The organism is Paraburkholderia sp. SSBN10T, assembly GCF_056619545.1.
This window is the reverse complement of the sequence record NZ_JBWQQI010000007.1, coordinates 347,979-370,830: the sequence shown is the minus strand read 5'-3', so window position 1 is coordinate 370,830 and position 22,852 is coordinate 347,979. Positions and strand designations below refer to the sequence as shown.

At 62.8% G+C, this 22,852-nt stretch carries 18 protein-coding genes; 11 read left to right on the top strand and 7 right to left on the bottom strand.

Translation table 11 applies throughout. From position 1 onward, the window contains the following. The first annotated feature begins 47 nt into the window (after window positions 1-47). From AC1ECK_RS14360 to AC1ECK_RS14345, 4 genes are all read left to right on the top strand, one after another. On the top strand, window positions 48-989 hold the full coding sequence (locus tag AC1ECK_RS14360; RefSeq protein WP_480320096.1) for a carbohydrate ABC transporter permease: 942 nt from the start codon (window positions 48-50) through the stop codon (window positions 987-989). Beyond that, window positions 979-1,836, top strand: coding sequence for a carbohydrate ABC transporter permease (locus AC1ECK_RS14355; protein WP_480320094.1), 858 nt, complete (start codon window positions 979-981; stop codon window positions 1,834-1,836). Before AC1ECK_RS14360 ends, AC1ECK_RS14355 begins: the two co-directional genes overlap by 11 nt. A gap of 116 nt (window positions 1,837-1,952) precedes the next feature. Beyond that, window positions 1,953-3,071 carry an ABC transporter ATP-binding protein gene (locus tag AC1ECK_RS14350; RefSeq protein ID WP_480320092.1) on the top strand — a complete coding sequence of 373 codons (1,119 nt, stop codon included), beginning with the start codon at window positions 1,953-1,955 and terminating at the stop codon, window positions 3,069-3,071. A 311-nt stretch (window positions 3,072-3,382) separates the two neighbouring features. Further along, on the top strand, window positions 3,383-4,474 hold the full coding sequence (locus tag AC1ECK_RS14345; RefSeq protein WP_480320090.1) for a hypothetical protein: 1,092 nt from the start codon (window positions 3,383-3,385) through the stop codon (window positions 4,472-4,474). Between the two features lie 115 nt (window positions 4,475-4,589). On the opposite strand, the gene AC1ECK_RS14340 is transcribed toward AC1ECK_RS14345, so the two are convergent. Continuing rightward, window positions 4,590-5,969: a sensor histidine kinase gene (locus AC1ECK_RS14340; RefSeq protein ID WP_480320088.1), complete on the bottom strand. Its 1,380-nt coding sequence runs from the start codon at window positions 5,967-5,969 to the stop codon at window positions 4,590-4,592. Beyond that, a complete protein-coding gene (locus AC1ECK_RS14335; RefSeq protein ID WP_480320086.1) occupies window positions 5,956-6,639 on the bottom strand; it encodes a response regulator transcription factor in 684 nt (227 codons plus the stop codon). The genes AC1ECK_RS14340 and AC1ECK_RS14335 overlap by 14 nt, the downstream gene beginning before the upstream one ends. 155 nt (window positions 6,640-6,794) lie before the next feature. On the opposite strand from AC1ECK_RS14335, the gene AC1ECK_RS14330 reads away from it, so the two are divergent. The 4 genes from AC1ECK_RS14330 to AC1ECK_RS14315 all read left to right on the top strand — a co-directional run bounded on the left by AC1ECK_RS14330 (window position 6,795) and on the right by AC1ECK_RS14315 (window position 13,559). After that, entirely contained in the window at window positions 6,795-7,496 is a 702-nt protein-coding gene (locus AC1ECK_RS14330) for a response regulator transcription factor (protein ID WP_480320084.1), read from the top strand. Window positions 7,497-7,705: 209 nt separating this feature from the next. Then, the gene (locus AC1ECK_RS14325; RefSeq protein ID WP_480320082.1) at window positions 7,706-9,232 is read left to right on the top strand and encodes an efflux transporter outer membrane subunit; all 1,527 of its coding nucleotides are present in this window, start codon (window positions 7,706-7,708) and stop codon (window positions 9,230-9,232) included. Further along, the gene (locus AC1ECK_RS14320; RefSeq protein ID WP_480320080.1) at window positions 9,229-10,437 is read left to right on the top strand and encodes an efflux RND transporter periplasmic adaptor subunit; all 1,209 of its coding nucleotides are present in this window, start codon (window positions 9,229-9,231) and stop codon (window positions 10,435-10,437) included. The genes AC1ECK_RS14325 and AC1ECK_RS14320 overlap by 4 nt, the downstream gene beginning before the upstream one ends. Then, window positions 10,434-13,559, top strand: a complete 3,126-nt coding sequence (locus AC1ECK_RS14315) for an efflux RND transporter permease subunit (protein WP_480320078.1) — start codon at window positions 10,434-10,436, stop codon at window positions 13,557-13,559. Before AC1ECK_RS14320 ends, AC1ECK_RS14315 begins: the two co-directional genes overlap by 4 nt. A 15-nt stretch (window positions 13,560-13,574) precedes the next feature. Here AC1ECK_RS14315 and AC1ECK_RS14310 read toward each other — a convergent pair whose 3' ends face one another. Beyond that, on the bottom strand, window positions 13,575-14,468 hold the full coding sequence (locus AC1ECK_RS14310; RefSeq protein ID WP_480320076.1) for an alpha/beta fold hydrolase: 894 nt from the start codon (window positions 14,466-14,468) through the stop codon (window positions 13,575-13,577). Between the two features lie 131 nt (window positions 14,469-14,599). Here AC1ECK_RS14310 and AC1ECK_RS14305 point away from each other — a divergent pair, with 131 nt between their 5' ends. Further along, window positions 14,600-15,487 (top strand): LysR family transcriptional regulator, encoded by an 888-nt coding sequence (locus tag AC1ECK_RS14305; protein ID WP_480320154.1) that lies wholly within the window; start codon window positions 14,600-14,602, stop codon window positions 15,485-15,487. A gap of 20 nt (window positions 15,488-15,507) precedes the next feature. Here the strand turns inward: AC1ECK_RS14305 and AC1ECK_RS14300 are convergent, their stop codons facing one another. The 3 genes from AC1ECK_RS14300 to trxB all read right to left on the bottom strand — a co-directional run bounded on the left by AC1ECK_RS14300 (window position 15,508) and on the right by trxB (window position 18,139). Beyond that, window positions 15,508-16,128, bottom strand: coding sequence for a trimeric intracellular cation channel family protein (locus AC1ECK_RS14300; RefSeq protein WP_480320074.1), 621 nt, complete (start codon window positions 16,126-16,128; stop codon window positions 15,508-15,510). Window positions 16,129-16,141: 13 nt separating this feature from the next. Beyond that, a complete protein-coding gene (locus tag AC1ECK_RS14295) occupies window positions 16,142-16,900 on the bottom strand; it encodes a Smr/MutS family protein (RefSeq protein WP_480320152.1) in 759 nt (252 codons plus the stop codon). A 237-nt stretch (window positions 16,901-17,137) separates the two neighbouring features. Continuing rightward, window positions 17,138-18,139, bottom strand: coding sequence for a thioredoxin-disulfide reductase (gene trxB, locus AC1ECK_RS14290; protein WP_480320072.1), 1,002 nt, complete (start codon window positions 18,137-18,139; stop codon window positions 17,138-17,140). 336 nt (window positions 18,140-18,475) lie between these two features. Here trxB and AC1ECK_RS14285 point away from each other — a divergent pair, with 336 nt between their 5' ends. Beyond that, on the top strand, window positions 18,476-20,791 hold the full coding sequence (locus tag AC1ECK_RS14285) for a DNA translocase FtsK (RefSeq protein ID WP_480320070.1): 2,316 nt from the start codon (window positions 18,476-18,478) through the stop codon (window positions 20,789-20,791). A 179-nt stretch (window positions 20,792-20,970) separates the two neighbouring features. Beyond that, window positions 20,971-21,687 (top strand): outer membrane lipoprotein chaperone LolA, encoded by a 717-nt coding sequence (gene lolA, locus AC1ECK_RS14280; protein WP_480320068.1) that lies wholly within the window; start codon window positions 20,971-20,973, stop codon window positions 21,685-21,687. 136 nt (window positions 21,688-21,823) lie between these two features. Here the strand turns inward: lolA and AC1ECK_RS14275 are convergent, their stop codons facing one another. Continuing rightward, window positions 21,824-22,744: a LysR family transcriptional regulator gene (locus tag AC1ECK_RS14275; RefSeq protein ID WP_480320066.1), complete on the bottom strand. Its 921-nt coding sequence runs from the start codon at window positions 22,742-22,744 to the stop codon at window positions 21,824-21,826. Window positions 22,745-22,852 lie beyond the last annotated feature (108 nt).

The following is a 22,852-nucleotide window of genomic DNA, read 5'->3' as shown; positions in this document are numbered from 1 at the left end:
CGCAATGCTTGCGCAGCGGCGGGCGGCACAGTTTCAGGAGTCGAGTAGTGACTGCTTCTCTTAGCGGAAACGGGAAAACCACGGCCTCCGTGACCCGCCGCACGTCGCCGATGGCGGCGCTCGCCGACCGCTGGATTCCGAAGCTGGTGCTTTCTCCCAGCATCGTGATCAGCCTGGTCTTCGTTTACGGCTTCATTTTTCTGACCGGTTATCTGTCGCTGTCGAATTCGCGACTGATGCCGCGCTACGATTTTGTCGGTCTCGACCGCTATCGCGAGCTGTTCGATAACGATGTGTGGTGGACCTCAGCCGCAAACCTCGGCTGGTTCGGCATTCCGTTCATCGCGATCTGCGTGGGTCTGGGCCTGTTCCTTGCCATCCTGCTCGACCAGCAGATTCGCAACGAAGGCGCGTTGCGCGCGGTGTTCCTGTATCCGATGGCGCTGTCGTTCATCGTGACGGGCACGGCATGGCAATGGATTCTCAACCCTAATCTCGGCATGCAAAAGGTGCTGCACGACTGGGGCTGGACGAGCTTCCAGTTCGACTGGCTCGACAATCCGGATCGCGCGATTTTCTGTATCGTGATCGCGGCCGTCTGGCAATCGACCGGCTTCGTGATGGCGCTGTTCCTCGCCGGCCTGCGCGGTGTGGATGCGGAAATTTTCAAGGCGGCACAAGTGGACGGCGCCACGCTGCCGACCATTTACCGCCGGATCGTGATTCCGAGCATGCGGCCGGTGTTTTTCTCGGTGCTGCTGATTCTCTGCCACATCACGATCAAGACCTTCGACCTCGTCGTCGCGTTGACGGCAGGTGGCCCGGGTACCTCGTCGTCGCTGCCGGCGATGTTCATGTACACGTTTTCGTTTAACCGCGGGCAACTCGGCGTCGGCGCGGCATCGTCGATGATGATGCTCGCAACCGTCGTGGCCGTGCTCGTGCCGCTGATGTATATGGAATCGAGGAGCACGCGTAATGCAGCCTAAGATGACGATCAGCCGTGCCGTCATTTATGCGGCCTTGATTCTGTTTGCGTTGTACTTCCTGTTTCCGTTGTACGTGATGCTGTCCACGTCCTTCAAGGACATCGATCAACTGCGCACCGGCAACCTGCTGACGCCGCCGTCGCATCCGACCTTCGCGCCGTGGATCAAGGCATGGAGCCAGGCGTGTACGGGTGTGCGTTGCGACGGGATGCAGCCGTTCTTCATGAACTCGGTGCGGATGGTGATTCCGGCCGTGCTCATCTCGTCGATCATCGGTGCGTTCAACGGTTACGTGCTGACGCACTGGCGTTTCCGTGGCGCCGATCTTTTGTTCACGATGCTGCTGGTGGGCTGTTTCATTCCGTTCCAGGCAATCCTGCTGCCGATGGCGCGTTTTGAAGGCTTCCTCGGCCTGTCGAACACGGTGGGCGGACTGGTGCTGGTGCACGTGGTGTACGGCATCGCCTTCACCACGATGTTCTTCCGCAACTTCTACGTCAGCATTCCGGCGGAACTGGTGAAAGCGGCGCGTATCGACGGGGCAGGCTTCTTCCTGATCTTCACGAAGATTCTGCTGCCGGTTTCATTGCCGATTTTCATGGTCTGCCTGATCTGGCAATTCACGCAGATCTGGAATGACTTCCTGTTCGGTATCGTGTTCTCAGGTGTCGATTCGATGCCGATCACGGTGGCGCTGAACAACCTCGTGAATACGTCGACCGGTGTGAAGGAATACAACGTCGACATGGCAGGCGCGATTATCGCGGCACTGCCTACGTTGCTCGTCTACATCATCGCCGGCCGATACTTCGTGCGCGGCCTGACCGCAGGCGCAGTGAAGGGCTAACCCAAAACGATTGCCGCAGCGTGCCGGGTGGCCGCTGCGGTGCGAACCGGCATCCGGCCAGCGCCGCCTGAGTGCGACGCACCTGAAGCTGTACCAGAGACAAGAGGATTCACAGCATGGCAAGCCTTTCCATCCGTGACGTGTACAAGACCTACCCGAACGGGGTGCCGGTCCTGAAGGGTGTCAACATCGACATCGAAGACGGCCAGTTCCTGATTCTCGTCGGCGGTTCGGGCTGCGGTAAGTCGACGCTGCTCAACATGATCGCCGGTCTCGAGACCGTGACGAAGGGCGAGATCCAGATCGACGGCAAGACGGTGAACAACCTGTCGCCGAAGGATCGCGATATCGCGATGGTGTTCCAGTCGTATGCGCTGTATCCGTCGATGACGGTGCGGGACAATATTTCGTTCGGCCTCGGGATTCGCAAGGTTCCCAAGACCGAGCAGGCGCAGATCGTCGAGCGCGTGTCGAGCATGCTGCAGATTCAGCATTTGCTGGATCGCAAGCCGGGGCAGCTCTCGGGCGGCCAGCGGCAGCGGGTGGCGATGGGCCGCGCACTGGCGCGCGATCCGGTGATGTTCCTCTTCGACGAGCCGTTGTCGAACCTGGATGCGAAGCTGCGTATCGAAATGCGCTCCGAGATCAAGTTGCTGCATCAGCGCCTCGGCACGACCATCGTCTATGTGACGCACGACCAGATCGAAGCGATGACGCTGGGCGACCGGATTGCGGTCATGAAGGACGGGATCGTGCAGCAGTTCGGCGCGCCGCAGGAGATTTATGACTCGCCTTCGAACCTGTTCGTGGCGGGATTCATTGGCGCACCGCCGATGAACTTCATTCAGGGCAAGCTGGTTGAGCAGGGTTCCGGGGTGGGCGTCGAGATCGATACCGGGATCAAGCGCAGTGTGTTGAATCTGCCGTTTAACTCGGCCAAGGTCAACGGGCATGTGGGCAAGGACGTGATCCTCGGTCTGCGGCCTGAGCGTATTACCGATGCGCGCAGCGCGCATAACGTTGAAGATGGGCAACTGCAGCCGATCGAAGTCAAGGTCGACGTGATCGAGCCGACCGGGCCGGATACTTTGGTGTTTGCCCAGGTCAACGGCAAGCGCGTGGTGAGCCGCGTGCACCCGGCTTCGAATCCGCAGCCGCTGACGAACATGACGCTGCTGTTCGATGTGTCGAAGGCGGTGTTGTTCGATCCGGCTAATGAAGAGCGCATTGCTTAAGGTTTCCTTAAGGTTTCCTCTCGACTTAAGGGTCTCTTAAGGTTACGTTGTTTTTTGACGAAGAGATATGAAAGGCCTCATGCGTGAGATGGCGCATGAGGCCTTTTGATTTTCTGCTGCCGCTCTTTTGGCCTGTCAACGCTTCTGGGCAAGGCTTTGCATTAGGTAGGAATCCGATTGAATCGGCATCTGATTTTCATCATGAAGGCATTCTGTTAATGATTCGTTGGCAGACCACTAGCTCTTCGTCACGAATTATTCAATCTTGAAACATAAGGTAAGAATCTTCTTAATGAAAACCTCCAGCCCACATGAACCCGAAAAAATTAGCTTGTGTTGCCGGCTTCGTCTCGACGCTTGCGGCATGCGGTGGCGGCAATAGCGTATCGACGAACCCCTCGACATCGACATCGACGTCCTCCGTTGCGGTTCCGGCATCGGTCGCGGCTGCGGCCTCGGGCTACAAGATTTCGGTCTTTGCGCAGGTGCCCGGCACGCTGCGACCCGATGACCTTCTCCTGCACGGCAGCAATATTTTCGTGATTGCCCAGGACAACAATAACAATCCGGATGGCACAAACGTCGCTGGCACATCGCCCCAGAGTGAAGTGATCGAGTACGACCTGAACGGGAATCTGATCCGGACTTTCAACGTGCCGGGCCACCCGGATGGTCTGCTCGAATACGATTCGCACACCGTGTGGGTGAGCACCAACGAAGATGCCAACACGGAGATCATCGTAATCGACACGACGGCCAATACGCAGGTAACGCTTACCCCTGATACCACGCCGGCGCATGGCGGGGGGCTCGATGACATGAAAATGCTCAACGGCGTCGTGTATGCGTCCGCGTCCAATCCCACCTTGGGCGCGGCTACCGCAACGGCGCCCAATGGGGTTAGCACGGTGCCGTCGGTCTATACGGTCACGCTGAATTCGGATCACCAGACGTTCCATCTGACGCCTGTGCTGATGGGCAACGCAACGGCGACCAACATCCCGACCAATACCCAGGTGACCCTCAACATGACCGACCCGGATTCGATGGCGATCGATCCGAGCGGCGCGCTGGTGGTGGACAGCCAGCAGGACTCGGAACTGGTATTCGTCGCGAACCCGGGCGCCAGTCAGTCGGTGAGCGTGCTGCCGCTGACGTTGTACGGCAACTCATGGCCGGTGGACGATACGCGCTGGGCGCCGTCAGGCAATTCGTTCATGTTGCTGGCGGACAATTCGGCGCAACTGATCTATCGCATCGATGCGACCTCGGGCTTTACGGCGGGCACGGCATACAGCGCCGGCCAGGGGACGCTCTTGCAGGTCAACACGTCGACCGGAGTGATGACGCCGGTCTTTACGGGGATGAAGACGCCGCACGGACTCATCTTCGTCGGCGACTAACCCGGCTCGTTTCTCTGTGCCTCGCGCGCCCGGTGGGCGCGCCTGTTGTGTGGCCGGCGGCTGGAATCGGCGGAAGCAGCCTGTCGCCGGTTGCTGCGCGCCGGCCAATTCTTCTTCAGTCCGCGGCTCGCGTCAGCACCGCTACGCGATTTTTGAACAGCGTGACGCTGCAACCGGTGAGCACGTCGTTGAAGCGGATCGACATGCCGTGCATGCCGGCGACCGCATGGGTCAGGCTGAGTCCGAGACCATTACCCGGTGTGTGACGGCTCGCCTCGCTCCGATAGAAACGACGCAACACCGCTTGCCGTTCATCAGGCGCGATGCCAGGGCCGTCGTCATGAATCGTGATGCCGAACGAGGTGGTGTCACGGAACAGTTGCACGGACACATGGCCACCGTCCGGTGCGAACTTGATGGCGTTCTCCAGCAGGTTGGCGAGCGCTTCGAACAGCAGATTGCGATCGCCCTGGACTTCGATCGCGCCGTTCACCGTATGCTGATAGTCCAGTACGATGTGTTTTTCTTCCGCAGTCGGTTCATAGAACTCGACGACATCGTCGGCGACCGCGGCGAGATCGACCGTCACGAAGTTGCCGTGCCGCGCCTTGCTTTCGATCTCCGAAATGCGTAACAGTGCATTGAAGGTGCGCAAAATGCCGCCTAACTCGACGATTGCGTTTTCAGTGGCGGCCCGGTAATCCTGCTCCGATGTGGCGCGCCGTTGCGCGCGCTCGAGACCCGCCAGCAGGCGCGTCAGCGGCGTGCGCAGGTCGTGGGCGATCGCGTCGCAGACGCCTTTGACTTCGTGCATCAACCGTTCGATCTCGTCGAGCATGCTGTTCACGACGCGCACCAGCCGGTCGATGTCGTCCTGCTTGGCATGCTCCGGCAAGCGGCGGCTAAGATTGCCCGCGACGATTTCCTCGATCGAGTGGGTCACCGCATCGAGCCGCCGCACGGCGCCCACGCCGACAATAGCCGCGCCGATCAGCCCGGCAAGCAGCATCAGCAACCCGGCCGAGAGCAGTGCGTGCAACAGCTCCTCATCGAAGTGGTCGAGCTCACGAATGTTCTGGCACAGCAACGCGGTGCGTCCATCGGGAATCTGCGCGGCGATGCAGCGTCCGGGCACCTTGCGCTCCGGTAGCGCGAGGCGCATCGAAAACGGCCGGTCGAAGTACGGCAGCGCCGGCCGGTCGCTGGGGAAGCCGCCCGCGATATGTTTGCCCTGCGCGTCGAACAGCGCAAACGGACGCTGGTGCCGTGGATCGAACTGGCTCTGATGATTGAAGCGTGCGATGAGTTCTTCCGGGCTTTCGCGCACCAGTGCCGCGTGCTCGCGCTGCAGCCAGTCGTCGACGCGCTCCATTTCGAAGCCCGTGATCTCGACGTAGAGGTAAGCGAACAGCACCAGCGAGACGACACCGAACATCGCGAGAAACAATGTCGCGAGACGGAAACTGGTGGTGCGGTGCAGATCACTCAGGCGCACGGATCGTGTATCCCGAACCGCGAACGGTGTGGATCATCGGCGTCGAACCATCAGGGTCGAGCTTTTTCCGCAGGCGGCTGATGTGAACGTCGATCACGTTGGTGCGCTCGTCCAGCCGGTAATCCCATACTGCCTCGAACAGCATCGTGCGGCTGATGGTCTGGCCCGCATGCTGCATCAGATATTCGAGCAGCCGGTATTCACGCGGGAGCAGCGCGACCGGGCGGCCGGCGCGGGTGACTTCGCGCGTGAGCAGATTGAGGCGCAACGGCCCAACCTGATATTCCTGGACGCTGGCCGGTACCTCGCGGCGGCGCATCAGTGCATCGAGGCGCGCGGTCAATTCGATGAACTCGAACGGCTTGGTCAGGTAGTCGTCGCCGCCGGCGCGCAGGCCGCGTACCCGCTCGTCCACCGCAGAGAGCGCACTCAGGATCAGCACGGGTGTGACGACGCCGGCGCTGCGCAATGCCGCCAGCATGCCGAGCCCTTCGAGGCCGCCGGCCAGCATGCGGTCGAGCACGATGGCGTCATAGTGTCCGGCGACGGCCAGCATCAAGCCGTCACGGCCCGTCTCGGCTGAGTCGACGCGGCAACCGTGATCGGTGAGTGCGCCGACGATTTCTTCACGTGTCTGGCGGTCGTCCTCGACGACCAAAACGTTCGACATACGGAGTTTCCGGAGTAGGGACGCGGCGGCGCGCCACGCCCGGACAGGCGGCTTTGCGCTACGCTATGCGTTCACAGTATGCCTTGGCGCGGAAAACATCGATTTCGCGCCAACATTAAAAAAATTTAACCCAATCGAGCTGGCGGTTGTCGAGTATGCGAATCCTGATCGTCGAAGACGATGCGCGCGGCAGTCACTTCATGGCGCGCGGCCTGACGGAAAGCGGCCACATTGTCGACACGGCCGTCGACGGCGCCACCGGGCTCGCGTTGGCCCGCGAAGGTATCTATGACGTCATCGTCACGGACCGGCGACTGCCCGCGATGGATGGTATCGAACTCGTGATGCAATTGCGCGCGCAGGGCGGCGTGACGCCGGTGTTGATGCTCTCCGCGGTTGCCGGACTGACCGACCGCGTGGACGGCATTCGCGCCGGCTGCGACGATTATCTGGCCAAACCCTACGCGTTCGCCGAATTGCTTGCCCGTGTCGAAGCGCTGGCGCGCCGCGCCGACCGTGCGCGTCTGCAGGACGTCCTGCAGGTGGCCGATCTGGCGCTTGACCGCCGCGCGAGGCGTGCGAGCAGGGCCGGGCGGGATCTGCACCTGCAGCACCGCGAATTCCTGCTGCTCGAATGTCTGATGCGCTACGCCGGCCAGGTCGTTACGCGCAGCATGCTGCTCGAAGCGGCGTGGAACTATGAGTTCGATCCGCGCGGCAACGTCATCGATATGCACATGCACCGGTTGCGCGGCAAGGTCGACCGGGACTTCGCCACGCCGTTGATTCACACGGTCGTGGGGGCCGGCTACGTGCTGCGCGCGGACGACGAGGCGTGTGCCCAGCACCCGCTTTGACAGCCGATCTGGCGGTCGCTTTCCCCACCGCCGGCAAGACGCCATTTCACATTAAACTTTTTTAATAATCGAGCGAAAGGCCGGACAGGACGGCCTCGCTATCCTCGCGACGTTCAGGTTGTGAGGAAGTCTGTTTTATGCCCCAGTCACGGTTGTCCGGTTCGCCCCCGTGCGGTCGCGTTTTAGCGCCGGCCGCGCTCGCAGGACGTGTGCCGCTGCTTGCGGGCTTGCTGGCGCTGGCTCTGTTGTCTGCCTGCTCGCTCGTGCCGGCATACCAGCGTCCTGCTGCGCCGCTGGCGCCGGCCTGGAGCCGTGCTGCGCAGGCTTCGCTTGCCGACACGGTGCCGGTCAGAAGCGGCTGGTGGCGCACCTACCAGGACCCGGCGCTCGATGCGCTCGTCGAACAGAGTTTGCAACACAATTACTCGCTGGCCTCCGCGATCGCCAGTGTCGCCGCGGCGCGCGCCAATGCAGAGAGGGCTGGAGCGCCGCTGTATCCGTCGCTGACGCTTAACGGTACGTTCGATCGCAGCCACCAGCGCAGCAACAGTGGTGCTTCGGCTTCGTCGGGCCACGGCCAGAGCCTGTTCGCGGAAGCGGGTTACGAAGTCGACTTCTGGGGTCTCAACGCCGCCAACGCCAACTCGGCGCAGATGCTCGCGCGCGCCAGTGCTTTCGATCGCGATACGGTGGCGCTCACATTGACGGCATCGGTCGTCGACACCTGGTTTCAGATTCAGAGTCTGCGGCAACGCGTAGCGCTCGCGCAGACCATTGCCGACGATGCCGCCAGAATCCTGACGCTGCTGCTGGCCCAGCAGGACGCGGGCGTCGCAACGGAATTGCAGGTCCAGCAGCAACGTAACGCGCTGGCGACGTTCCAGGCCGCGATCCCGGCGTTGCAGCAGCAACTCGAGCAGAACCTGCACCTGCTCGCCACGCTGGTCGGCGCCGCACCGGAAGGATTTGCCGTGGCCGAAGCCAGACTGGCCAGCATTCCGGTGCCGCAGCCGCGTCCGAACCTGCCGTCGACCCTGCTCGATACGCGGCCCGACATCCGCTCGATGGAAGCGCAGTTGCAGGCGGCGAACTACAACGTCGGCGCCGCGCGGGCAGCGTTTTTCCCCAGTATCGTGTTGACCGCTGACGGCGGCTTGAGCAGCCGTTCGCTGTCGAACTTCCTGGCGAGTCCGTTCACGAGCCTGGCGTCCTCGCTGGCTGCGCCGATCTTCGACGGCGGTGCGCTGCGCGGGCAGTTGCACGCCAGTGAGGCCGCCGCAGCAAAGAGCGTCGCCGATTACCGGCAGACCGTGGTGAGCGCGTTGCAGGACGTCGAGGACTCGTTGAGCGCCGCCGCACAGCAGCAACAGGTTGAAGCAGCCGATCAGGCCGCAGCCGATGCCGCACGCAAGGCCGCGATGCTGGCGGACGCACAGTACAGACTCGGCACGATCGATTTTCTGACGGTGCTCGACACACAGCGCACGCTCTATCAATCCGAGGACGCGCTCGTGCAGACTCGTCTCGCACGTCTGCAGGCATCGGTCAGTCTGTTCCGGGCGTTCGGCGGCGGCTTCGGTGTGACTGACGGCAGCGCTAGCGGCGGCGCGGACGCGACCGTCGGTTCCGCCGCTGCTGTCGTTCCCGCCGCTGTGGCCGGAAAAGCCGTAGCCACCGTCAGCGCCGCAGCTATCGCCCCGCCGGGTCCATCTTCATCGAATCCCATCGCGCCATGAATCACGCCGCAGATATTCCACCGCAGCAGCCGCCCCGCCGGCGTCGCCGGTTTCCCCTGCCCGCCGTTGCGGGGCTCGTTGTTGTGCTCGCGCTGCTCGCATGGTGGCAGTGGCCGAGACAAGCCGCCAAAGCGTCTACGGCCGCCGTTCCGGTGAACGCCGGCCATGCGGTCATCGCCGATTTCCCGATTCGGGTAGCGGCGGTCGGCACCGTGCAGGCGCTCAACACGGTCGATGTCAAGGTGCGCGTGGACGGCGAGCTGCAACGCGTCGCCTTCAACGAAGGGCAAGACGTGAAGCGTGGCCAACTGCTCGCCCAGCTCGACCAGGGACCGCTCACCGCGCAATTGCAGCAGGCCGAGGCGGCACAGCGCAAGGACGAGGCAAGCCTCGAAAACGCGCAACTCGACCTCACGCGCTATGCGAAGCTCGTCGGCATCGGCGCGGCGACCTCGCAAAGCGTCGATACCGCGAGGGCGCAGGTGAAGTCGCTCGCCGCCACTGTCGCGGCCGACGCTGCGCTCGTGCAGAACGACCGCCTGCAACTCGGTTTCACCACCTTGAGCGCGCCGTTCACGGGCCGCGTCGGCGCGCGTGAGGCCGACGTCGGCGCGATCGTCCACCCCACCGATGCCACCGGTATCGTCACGCTCACGCAGATGGAGCCAATCGAGGTGCTGTTCTCCGTGCCGCAGGACGTCTTGCCGGACCTGCTCGCGAATCAGGCGAAGGCGCCGCTGCCGGTGAGCGTCACGACGCGCACCGACGGCGAGGCGCTCGCCCAGGGGGCGCTGGTCTTCATCGACAGCCAGGTCGACCCGAGCACCGGCCAGATCAAGCTGAAGGCGTCGTTTGCCAACACGGACCGCAAGCTGTGGCCAGGCGAACTCGTCAACGCCCGCGTGCTGGTGCGAACGGAGCGTCAGCGCATTGCCGTGCCGAGCCGTGCGATCGTCAATACCCAGGCAGGCACGCAGTTGTATGTGATCGCGCCGGACGGCAAAGTGCAGATGCGGCCGGTGCAGACCGGCGTGAGCGTCGACGGCATGACCGAGATTCGCAACGGCATCGAAGCGGGTGACCTGATCGTGTTCGAAGGGCAAAGCCGCCTGAATCCTGGCGCACGGGTGGCGGCGACGCTGGTCGGCGCGAAGGCGCAAGCCGCCGCTCCCGCGCCGGCGACGAGCATGGATGCGCCATCATGAGCCTGCTCGAACTGTTCATCCAGCGGCGCATTGCGACGAGCTTTCTGGCGATTGCCGTCTTGCTGGTCGGCATGGTCGCGTATTTTCTGTTGCCTGTCGCGCCGTTGCCGCAAGTGGATTTTCCGACCATCCAGGTCGTCGCGAACCTGCCCGGCGCCAGCGCGGACACCATGGCGACCTCGGTGGCCACGCCGCTCGAACGGCAACTGTCGAACATCTCCGGCATCACGCAGATGACCTCGTCGAGTTCGCTCGGCACGACGTCCATTGCGATCCAGTTCGATCTGTCGCGCGACATCAACAGTGCGGCGCAGGACGTACAGACCGCAATCAACGCGGCGGGCGGCACGCTGCCGAAGAACCTGCCGAATCCGCCGACCTACGAGAAGACCAATCCGGCCGACTTCACGCTGCTGTCGCTTGCATTGACTTCGCCTTCGCTCACGCTGACGCAACTCGACAGCTACGCCGAAGACTTTCTTGCCCAGCAGATCTCGCAGATGCCGGGAGTCGGCCTTGTCGATTTTCACGGGCAGCAGCGCCCCGCAGTGCGTATCCGCATCGATCCCGACAAACTTGCCGCGCGCGGCCTGACGCTGGAGGATGTGCGTTCGATCGTCGGCGTGCAGACTGTCAACGCGCCGAAGGGCAGTCTGAACGGCCCGGATCGTTCGGTCGTGTTCAACGCCACAGACCAGATCACGACGGCAGCCGGCTATCGCAACCTCGTCGTCGCCTATAAGAATGGCGCGCCTATCCGCCTGCAGGATCTCGGCACGGTGATCGACGCCGCCGAAGACACGCAGCAGGCCGCGTGGCTGCAGCACGAGCGTGCGATCATTCTCGACATCCACAAGCAGCCCGGCTACAACGTCGTCGACACCATCCGTAACATCCTGGCCCACTTGCCGGAGCTGGAAGCGTCGCTGCCGGCCGCCGCGCATGTCCATGTGGTCGGCGATCGCACGCAGACCATCAACGCGTCGGTGCATGACGTGCAGTTCACGTTGATGCTGACGATCGGGCTCGTCGTGATGGTGATTTTCGTGTTCCTGCGCAACGTCTGGGCGACGGTGATTCCGAGCCTCACGATTCCGCTGTCGCTGGTCGCCACGTTCGGGGTGATGTATCTGCTGGGGTATAGCCTCGACAACCTGTCGCTGATGGGACTGACCATTGCTGTTGGCTTCGTCGTCGACGACGCGATCGTCGTGATCGAAAACGTGATGCGCCACGTCGAGGAGGGCGTGCCACGCATGCGTGCCGCGTTGCTCGGGGCACGCGAGGTGCGCTTCACGATCGTGTCGATGACGATCTCGCTGATCGCCGTGTTTATCCCGATCCTGATGATGGGCGGCATCGTCGGCCGTCTGTTCCGCGAGTTCGCAGTGACGGTGAGCGCGGCCATCGTGATGTCGGGGCTGGTTTCGCTGAGCGTCACGCCGATGCTGTGCGGTTGGCTGATCCGTACGCCAGGGGCGGCCGGCCGTCGGCCCGGCAAGCTCGAACGCTGGCTGGAGGCGGCCTTCGTCGCGGTGGAGCGGCGTTATGAACATGGCCTCGACTGGGTGCTGCGTCATCAGAAGACGATGCTGGGCGTCACCATTGCCACGATCCTTGCGACCGGCGCACTGTTTGTCGCCATACCGAAAGGCTTCTTCCCGCAGGAGGACTCGGGTCTGATTCAAGGGATCGCGCAGGCCGCGCCGGATATTTCGCCGGCTTCGATGGCGGCGAAAATGCAGCAGCTCGGCCATATCGTGGAAGCGGACCCGGCCGTAGACAACGTCTACTACTGGATCGGTGCGAATCCGACCGTGAGCCAGGGCCGCTTGATGATCAACCTGAAGCCGTTCAATCAGCGCACGGCGAGTGCAGGACAGGTGCTCAACCGTCTCAGGACGAAGACGGCGAAGGTGATGGGCATCTCGCTGTCCATGCAGGTGCGTCAGGACATTCAGGTGGGTGGCCGGATCAGTGCCGCGCAGTATCAGTACACGCTGCAGGACCCGGATGTCCGGGAGCTGAACCACTGGGCACAGGTGCTCACGGCGCGTCTTGCCAGGCTGCCGGAACTGACCGACGTCACGTCGGACCAGCAGGCCTCGGCGACGAGTGCGACGCTCGTGATAGACCGCAGCACGGCCTCACGCTTCGGCATCACTGCCCAGGCGATCGACGACACGCTCTACGACGCGTTCGGTCAGCGTCAGATTGCGACGATGTTCACCGAGTTGAATCAGTACCATGTGGTCGAAGAGGTGGACCCGAAGTTTCAGTTGACGACCGATGCGCTCGCGCATCTCTATGTACGCTCGCCGTTGACGAATGAACTCGTGCCGTTGAACGTGCTCGTGAGCATCGACAACAATGTGTCGCCGATCTCCGTGAACCACCAGGGATTGTTCCCCGCGGTGACGATCTCGTTCAATCTCGCGGCGGGGCAGTCGCTCGGCAACGCGGTTAGCGCGATTCGGAAGGCCGAGGCCGCGGCGGGCGCGCCGGACTCGTTGACCGGCACGTTCCAGGGCACCGCGCAGGCATTCCAGGCGTCGCTGCAAAGCGAGCCTTATTTGATCCTTGCGGCCCTCGTGGTGGTGTATCTCGTGCTGGGGATTCTTTACGAGAGTCCGATTCATCCGCTGACGATCATTTCGACGCTACCGTCGGCGGGAGTAGGCGCATTGTGCGCGTTGATGCTATTTCACCAGGATCTGTCGATCATGGGCATGATCGGGATTATTTTGCTGATCGGAATCGTCAAGAAGAACGCCATCATGATGATCGATTTCGCGCTGGTGGCGGAGCGGGAACAGGGCTTGTTGCCCGCCGCGGCGATCCGTCAGGCCTGTGTGCTGCGTTTTCGTCCCATCATGATGACGACGCTTGCCGCGTTGTTCGGCGCGTTGCCGCTGGCGCTGGGTCATGGCGCCGGTGCGGAATTGCGCGTACCGCTGGGGATTGCGATCGTCGGCGGCCTGGTGTTGTCGCAGATGCTGACGCTGTTCACGACACCCGTGGTGTACCTATGGTTCGACCGTCTCGCCCACCGGGTCGAAGGCGATCGGCGCGAAGGCGATGCGGGTTTCGAACCGGTGGGCGAGACGCAGGTGCAAAGCTGAGGCGTGCCGGCGCCGTTATGAGGCGCGCCCGCAAAAATTCACGATGGCGCTTGCGACCTCATCCGGCGCTTCTCTCTGCGGAAAATGGCCGACGTGCTTTAGCACCACGCGTCGATATGGCCCAGTGAAGAAGCGCTCCTTGCCCGCGGAGCTGTCCGGATGATTGCAGGCATCTGCATCGCCATGCAGAACCAAGGTGGGAACCGACAATACGGGAGCTGGATTCAGGCGGGCCTCGTCCTTCGCATACGAAGGGTCGCCAGGCACAAAGCCCCATCTATGCCGGTAGGAATGCAGTACAACGCTGGCCCAATCCGGGTTGTCGAACGCTGCGGCTGCCTGCTCGTAATCGTCTCCCGTGTACCAGTCGGCAGGAGACCACTTGTCCCACATCAGACGCGTAAAGCCGCGTCGATCCTCTTCGATTGCGCGTTGCCCTCGCGGCGTGGCCATGAACCAGTGGTACCAGTAGTTGCGCGCTTGCAAGTAAGTCAGCGGCTGCTGCGGATCGTTTGTCCCATAGCCAACCGATAGCATCACCAGATGCGATCCTGCTCCATCACGCAAACCGCTGGCGTTGGCCACGGCGCGTGCTCCCCAGTCATGCCCGATCAGAGCAGGCTGGTGCAAATCCAGGGCGTCGATAAATTCCAGCAGATCGCGTCCAAGCGCCGCGAGTTGGCCGCTGCGTGGCGCGTCCGTGCTGCGAAAGCGCGTCGGTCCGAAGCCGCGCAAGGCAGGGCACAGAACCCGATAACCGGCACTCGCCAGATGCCCGGCGATTTGCCGCCACCCTTCCGGACAGTCCGGCCAGCCGTGGACCAGAACCGCGGTGCGTTCTCCGGCCGGGTTCCACTCCAGGTAGCCGATGTCCAGCACTGGCGTGCTTACGAACGAGTATTCCATCATTGCGTCTTCCCTCGACCAACGTCGAAGCTCAGTGTCGAAGCGTTCACATTAGGTTATTTTCACAGGAGAATTCGTGATGAATAGGGTGATATTGTTCACGTTTCGAAATGAATTCTGGTGCCACTGTGAACATGGAATCGCGCGCCGCTGGGTTGGAGCTGGTCCTGTTACGGACCTTTCTCGAGGTCGTCGACACGGGCGGCTTTGCACTCGCAGCAGAGCAACTAGCCCTTACTGCACCCGCGGTCAGCGGCCACATCAGGCGCCTCGAACAGGCGGCGGGAACCTCTCTGCTGTTGCGAACGACGCGCAGTTTCCGGCTGACGCCGGCCGGCGAAATGCTGTACACCTACGCTCGTAACATCGTCAATCTGGAACGGGAAGTCCGTGCCCGCCTTCGCGACGCGCCGAGTGCAGAGCGGCTGCGAATCGGTGCCTCGGAGGACTTCACGGGGGCGTGGCTACCCGGCGTCCTGCAGATGTTCCGGCGCACGCACCCGGGCGCATCCGTGGAACTGAAAGTGGGAGTGACCGCCGATCTGGTGAGCGATCTCGAGCGAGGGCAGTTCGATATTGTGTTTGGCAAGCAATGTGCGCGCGTGCCAGGCAACGGGACGCTGCTTTGGGGCGAGGAACTGGTCTGGGCATTCGATGCAGGAACCGTCTTCGACCCCAGCGACGAAGTGCCCATTGCGGTCTTTCCCGAGCCCTGCGCCTATCGTGAAGCCGCTATCGCCGCCCTGAGCCACGCCGGGAAGTCATGGCGCCTGGTATTCGAGAGCGGCAGCATGGCTGGCTGCCTGTCCGCCGCGCACGCGGGTTTCGCGGTGACACCCGTGGCGCGCAGTCAGCTACGCGACGGACTGCGTGTATTGACCGTGTCCGATGGAATGCCGGCGCTGCCCGATGTGCAGTTTTACGCGTTCGGGAATACGACCTCGCGCGCGACTCGCGACCTGATCGCTGCGGTGGAGAGATCAGGCAGGCACGCCAGATTTCACATGCCTGCACGTTGGTAGCGGGCGAAAGTGGGCGCCGCTCAATGCGGCAGGCGTATGTTGAATTTGAACGTGACGAGCCGCGCTAGCAGGATGAACCCTGTGGCGATCAGCACGCTATAGACGGTATCGAAGTTGAAGTAATCGAGCAGCAGATACAACCAGCAGCCAAGAAACGCGCAGGTCGCATACGGCCGCGAATCCTTCAGGATCAGCGGTACTTCATTGCATAGCACGTCGCGAATCACGCCGCCGAATACTCCTGTCAGCACGCCGAGGATCACGGACGTGAACCAGGGCATCTGCGCATCGAGCGCCAGCGATGTGCCCGAGACGCTGAAGAGCCCGAGCCCAATCGCATCGGCCACCAACAACACACGCTCTGACAACAACCTCGAAGTCATCTTCAACAGCATCGGCGCGAACAGCGACATCACAAAGATCGCGATGACATACGGTTGATGCTCGACCCAAAAGAACGGCCGTCTCTCAAGCAACACATCGCGCACGGTTCCGCCGCCGAAAGCCGTCGCCATCGCCACGAGGAAAGTCCCAACCGCATCGAGCCGCCGCGTGCGTGCTTCGATGAAGCCCGAAATCGCATAGGCGAAGATCGCCAGCGCCTCCATGATGGTGAGCGCCAGCGTGAGCCGCGGATGCATTAACGACGCCCCTTCACGGCTTGATGTGGGGAACCTGGGCTCCCGGTTGCAGCAACACGAGCACGGCACCCGCACCGCCGTCATGCGCTCTTGCCTGGCAGAACGCGATGACCTCTTCCTTCTGCACCAGCCAGGCCCGCACCTTGCCCTTGAGCACCGGCTCCTTGCCGACCGACCCAAGCCCCTTGCCATGAATCACGCGCAGGCAGCGCAACCCGCGCTTGACCGACTCGCGAATAAACTCGGCCAGCGCCTCACGCGCCTCTTCACGGCGCATGCCATGCAGATCCAGTTGAGCCTGCACAATCCATGCTCCACGCCGCAATTTCCGCACGACCTCCTGACTCACTCCAGGCCGGCAATACGAAAGCGTTTCATCTGTCTCGAGCAAAACTTCCGGATCGAATTCATCTGAAATCGCCTCGTGCAACACAGCTTCTTCATCGAGCCGAGTCTGCACCGGCACAGGCGAGGGTGGCGTGCGCGCCGGCGGCACCCGCGGCGGCACCACTAGCGGTGCGACAGCGCCAATCTCCCGCCGAAACAGATCAGCATCCGCCGACGCTTCACGCTGGGTCTGAGCAGCCGCCGCGCGTTCGCTCTCACGCCGCTCGGCATCGCCTTTCAACGCGGCCCGCAAAGCACCTAAGCCGGCAAGGCCTGCGCCCGGCTCTATCTGCGGTTTGGTCGGCGCGACCGGCACGGGCGTCGGCTTGACGGCCGTCGAGCGGGGACGTTTCGGTTCGCTAGGGTGAGGCAGGTTCTTTGCCATAACGGTGACAAGCGGTAGAGAAGTCGATCTTCGCGCGCCCCGATCGCGAGTCGCGCGGTGTATCCACCCGTGCGTCGAGTCCAGCATACGGATGGATGCGTAGCAAAGCAAAAAGGGCCGCGAGCTTGCCAGCCGCGGCCCTTCATCTGCTGCGTGCGGTAACCGGAAAGCGCTCAGGCCCAAGCCCGAGCGCCATTTTACCGTTCCCGCTTCGCCAAACCGGCTTGCTTGCGCCGATTAACGCTCGGCTTCAGCGCTCATCACGTGTTCGCCGATCATTTCGTCAATGGTTTCGAGGTAGCGCTGCGCATCCAGCGCTGCCATGCAGCCCGTGCCGGCGCTCGTAATCGCCTGGCGATAGACGTGATCCTGCACGTCGCCGGCCGCGAACACACCCGGTACGCTGGTGCCTGTCGCATTGCCCGACAGTCCGCCGTTGGTGATGATGTAGCCGTTCTTCATCTCCAGCTGGCCTTCGAAGATATCCGTATTCGGCTTGTGGCCGATCGCGACAAACAGGCCCTGCAGCGCGATATCGGTCGCTTCGCCGGTCTTCGTATGCTTGATCCGCAGCCCCGTCACGCCGGACTGGTCGCCCGTCACTTCATCGAGCACATGATTCCACTTGATCTCGACGACGCCTTCCTTTTCCTTCGCCAGCAGACGGTCGATCAGGATCGGCTCGGCGCGGAACTTGTCGCGGCGGTGGATCACCGTCACTTTCTTCGCGATGCCGGCGAGGTAGAGGGCTTCCTCGACTGCGGTATTGCCGCCGCCGATCACCGCTACGTGCTGCTGCTTGTAGAAAAAGCCGTCGCAGGTCGCGCAGGCCGACACGCCCTTGCCCATGAACGCCTCTTCCGACGGCAGGCCGAGGTACTGTGCCGACGCGCCGGTCGCGATGATCAGCGAGTCGCAGGTGTACTCGCCCGAGTCGCCGATCAGGCGGATCGGCTTCTCGTTGAGCTTGGCCGTATGGATGTGGTCGAAAATGATTTCGGTGTTGAAGCGCTCAGCGTGCTCCAGGAAACGCTGCATCAGTTCCGGGCCCTGCACGCCGTTCGCATCGGCCGGCCAGTTTTCGACGTCCGTGGTGGTCATCAGCTGACCGCCCTGGGCCAGACCCGTGACGAGCACCGGATTCAGGTTGGCGCGCGCCGCGTAGACGGCGGCGGTGTAACCTGCGGGGCCTGAACCGAGGATCAGGACTTTGGCGTGTTTCGTGGTGGATGCGGGCATGATCGAAATCCGTAAAAAGCGCCCGGCTCGCCCATGCGAGGCCGCGCGGCTGCAACTGAACTTGAACTGAAACAGTAGATGGGTATCAGACCGGCATTATAAAGGTCGGCAAGCCGGGCCGCTTCATGAAGCTTCCTGATCGTGCCGATAGCCTGTTGCCGCCGTTTGGCCCGAAAACCACGCTGACTGGCTCCAGTTACCGTCATTTACAGCCTTGCGCGCGACACTGCGTTTACAATAGGCCGGATCGAACGACCCGGCGGCCACGACCGGGCGCCCAGCACCGCTTGGGGCCGCGCATTTGGCCGCTGATTGGCCACACCCGCAACAGGATCAATGGCAAAAGCTCCTTATTCCGCGAGCGCGCAGGCATTGCCGCACCGCATGTCGCGCCTCTTCACAGAAATCCGCTGGATCCTGCAGGTCGCGCTCGGCGTTTTCCTGCTGATGGCGCTTGTCAGCTACAGCCGGCACGATCCGAGCTGGACGCACGCTGCGCAGGTCGACCGCATCGCCAACTGGGCCGGCCGCGTCGGCGCCTGGACTTCCGACATCCTGTTGCTCCTGTTCGGCCTGTCCGCCTACTGGTGGGTGGTGCTGCTCGGCCGCAGCATTTCGGCCAATTACCGCCGTATTACCCGTCACGAGACGCAGCCGGAGGACAAGCCGCGTGACGCGAGCTGGCTCGCCGAGATTTTCGCCTTCGTGCTGGTGCTGCTCGCGAGCGATGGCATCGAGGCGCTGCGGATGTGGTCCCTCAAGGTGCAACTGCCGCGTGCGCCCGGCGGCGTGATCGGCGAAGCCGTGGCGCGCGGCGTTTCGCACGCGCTCGGCTTCACGGGCGGCACGCTCGCGCTGCTGCTGGCGCTCGGCATCGGCTTGTCGCTGTATTTCCGCTTTTCCTGGCTTTCCGTGGCGGAGCGGGTCGGTGAGTCGATCATTTCCGCCGTCACCTTTGCGCGCCTGCGCCGCGAAGCCGGCCGTGACCGCAAACTGGGCGAGGCCGCCGCCGTCAAGCGCGAAGGCAAGGTGGAGCAAGGGCGCGTGCGCATCGAAGAGCACGAGCCTGTCATGATCGTGCCGCCGGTGCTCACGCCGGCCAAGTCCGAGCGCGTTGAGAAAGAGCGCCAGGTGCCGCTCTTCACCGATCTGCCGGGCGATTCCACGCTGCCGCCCATTTCGTTGCTCGACGCCGCGCCCGCTGCGCAGGAAACCATTTCACCCGATACGCTCGAATTCACCTCGCGCCTGATCGAGAAAAAGCTGAAGGATTTCGGCGTCGAAGTAAGCGTGGTCGCCGCCTATCCGGGCCCGGTCGTCACGCGCTACGAAATCGAGCCGGCCACCGGCGTGAAGGGCAGCCAGATCGTCAACCTGGCCAAGGATCTGGCGCGTTCGCTGTCGCTGGTGTCGATTCGCGTGGTCGAAACCATCCCAGGCAAGAATTTCATGGCGCTGGAGTTGCCGAACCAGCGCCGTCAGACCGTGAGCCTCTCGGAGATTCTCGGCTCGGCTGTCTATGCCGATGCCGCCTCGCCGCTGACCATGGGCCTCGGCAAGGACATCGGCGGCAAGCCGGTGTGCGCCGACCTCGCCAAGATGCCTCACCTGCTGGTGGCGGGTACGACCGGTTCGGGCAAGTCGGTGGGGATCAACGCGATGATCCTGTCGCTGCTCTACAAGGCGAGCGCCGAGCAGGTCCGGATGATCCTGATCGATCCGAAGATGCTCGAAATGAGCGTCTACGAAGGTATTCCTCACTTGCTGTGCCCGGTCGTCACGGACATGCGCCAGGCCGGTCACGCGTTGAACTGGGCGGTCGCCGAAATGGAGCGCCGCTACAAGCTGATGAGCAAGCTTGGCGTGCGCAACCTCGCCGGCTACAACAACAAGATCGACGAAGCCGCCAAGCGCGAGGAAAAGCTGCCGAATCCGTTCAGCCTGACGCCGGACGATCCGGAACCGCTCACGCGTTTGCCGAACATCGTGGTCGTGATCGACGAACTGGCCGACCTGATGATGGTGGTCGGCAAGAAGGTCGAAGAGCTGATCGCGCGGATCGCGCAGAAGGCTCGCGCGGCCGGCATCCACCTGATTCTGGCGACGCAGCGGCCTTCCGTCGACGTCATCACGGGCCTGATCAAGGCCAACGTGCCGACGCGGATGGCCTTCCAGGTGTCGTCGAAGATCGACTCGCGCACCATTCTCGACCAGCAGGGCGCGGAATCGCTGCTCGGCATGGGCGATATGCTCTATCTGCCGCCCGGCAGCGGCTTGCCGGTGCGCGTGCATGGCGCGTTCGTCTCCGACGAAGAGGTGCACCGCGTCGTCGACAAGCTCAGGGAGCAGGGCGAGCCGAACTATATCGAGGGCATCCTCGAAGGCGGCGTTACCAGCGATGGCGACGAAGGTTCCGCGGGTGCCGAGGGAACCGGTGCAGGCGGTGGCGAGTCGGACCCTCTATACGATCAGGCGGTGGAAGTCGTCATCAAGAATCGCCGTGCGTCGATTTCGCTGGTGCAGCGTCATTTGCGGATCGGTTACAACCGCGCTGCCCGTCTGCTCGAGCAGATGGAGCAATCCGGGCTGGTGTCGGCGATGTCGTCGAACGGCAATCGCGAGATTCTGACGCCTGCGCGGGAGGCCGATTAGGCGTCGCAACGATGATTTCGTGGCACCCGCTTCGGAAGCGCTCTGCTGAGCCTGCGGTTCTGAGACCCGGCCTTTCCCGGCAGCCGCCAGGGCGACCCATCCAACCTAGACAGGCGGTGACGCTTACCCAGCGTCGCGCCGCATCTGACCTCGGTCCGATTCAATTCACGGAGAAAAATATGCAGCAATACGCCGGGCACCGTGCCCATTTCGGCCGCTTTGGTCATCTGGTTCGAACGCTGGCACGCGGCTTGGGCAGCGTGGCGATCGGTGCATCGCTGCTGGTCGCACAGCAGGCGTTCGCAAGCGGCACCGAGCAGTTGAAGGCGTTTGTCGCACAAGTCCATTCGGCGCGCGGCGATTTCGTGCAGCAGGAAGTGCGTGCACCGAGCAAGGCGCAAAGCGCAAGCGACGCCGCACAGATCATGCCGAAAAGCGCCACTTCGAGCGGCACCTTTGTGTTCGCGCGTCCGGGCAAGTTCATCTGGTCGTATCAGAAGCCTTATGAACAGGTGTTGCAGGCCGACGGCGACAAGCTCTACGTCTACGACAAGGACTTGAATCAGGTGACCGTGCGTGCCCTCGGCGGCGCACTGGGCGCGAGCCCGGCGGCGATCCTGTTCGGCAGCAACGATCTCGACAAGAACTTCACGCTGCGCGACGCCGGCGTGAAGGCGGGCATCGACTGGCTCGAACTGATTCCGAAGGCGAAAGACACGCAGTTCCAAAGCGTCGGCATCGGCTTTCGCGATGGCAATCTGCAAGCCATGGAACTGCACGACGTATTCGGCAACGTGACCTTGTTGACGTTCTCGAACATTCAGAAGAATCCGCCGCTTCCCGCGGATGCGTTCAAGTTCACGGTGCCGAAGGGTGCCGACGTGATCAACGGCTGAGCGCCGGGTTTGGCTGCTAGGGCATGAGCGGGTTGGGCACGAGGCCGCGCAGGTTTTGCGCGGCCTTTTCTATTGTTGGGCGCCGGTTTCTACGCGTGGGTGCGCGCCGATGCCCGCTAGTGCGCCATAGTGCGCGTTATTCGTCGGCTTCAGCGTCGCGGGGAGGATGCGCGGCTTTCATATCGTCGATAAACGCTTCGACGATATCGGTGCGATGCTGCCGCGCCCGTGTGACCATGTGGAACGCCACCCGGTATTTCATCTGCGCCGGGTTCAAGGCGGCCAGCAAGCCTTCCTTCACGTACGGCGCCGCGAAATGCCCAGGCAGATAGCCGAGGTGATGACCCGAGAGCACGAGCATCGCGACCGCCTCCATGTTGTCGGCCACGGCCGTTACGTTTTGCGGCGTCGTCGAACTCTCGGCCTCGGGCAGCGGATAGCTGCGCCACGCCCATTCATGCTGGGCGGCTTCTGCAGGTGCGACCTCGCCGGCCCGCCCGAACAGAGGGTGTCCGTTGGCGCAATACGCGAACTGATCCTCGGCGAACACCTCCGTGTACTCGAGCGACGGCACCCGGTGCCAGAAATAACCGATCCCGACCTGAATCCGCCCGTTAAGCAGCAGTTCTTCCAGCTCGCCGGGTGAGCGCACCAGAATCGAAAACCGCACGGATTGGTCGCGCGTGCGAAACCGTCCGATCGCACTGCTGATGCGCGCGCTCGCCGACACGGGCGTGTGTCCGATCATACCGATGTCGAGCGTGCCGACCAGCTTGCGGCCTACATTGCGCGCCTGCATTCCGAAGGTATCGACGGCGGCTAGCAGCGCCCGCGCCGCCTCGATGAACTGTTCGCCGCGCGCCGTCAGGCTGAAGCCGCCGCGGCCGCGCTCGCACAGCCGGTAGCCGAGACGTGTTTCCAGCGTCGCAAGCTGGGTGCTGATCGTCGATTGCCCAACGTTCAGCGTCGCCTGCGCCGGCGAGACACCGCCGGCGTCGACGATCGCGAGGAAAACGCGGATCAGGCGCAGGTCGAGATCGGTGAGTTGCGAGAACATGGAGGTGGATACATCGCTATGGATCGATGTGAAGTTTATTCCATCGCCATTTTATATTGATACAAAGTGCTCAAAAATGAGAATTGTTCCAGCGAATCGGCCAATTCA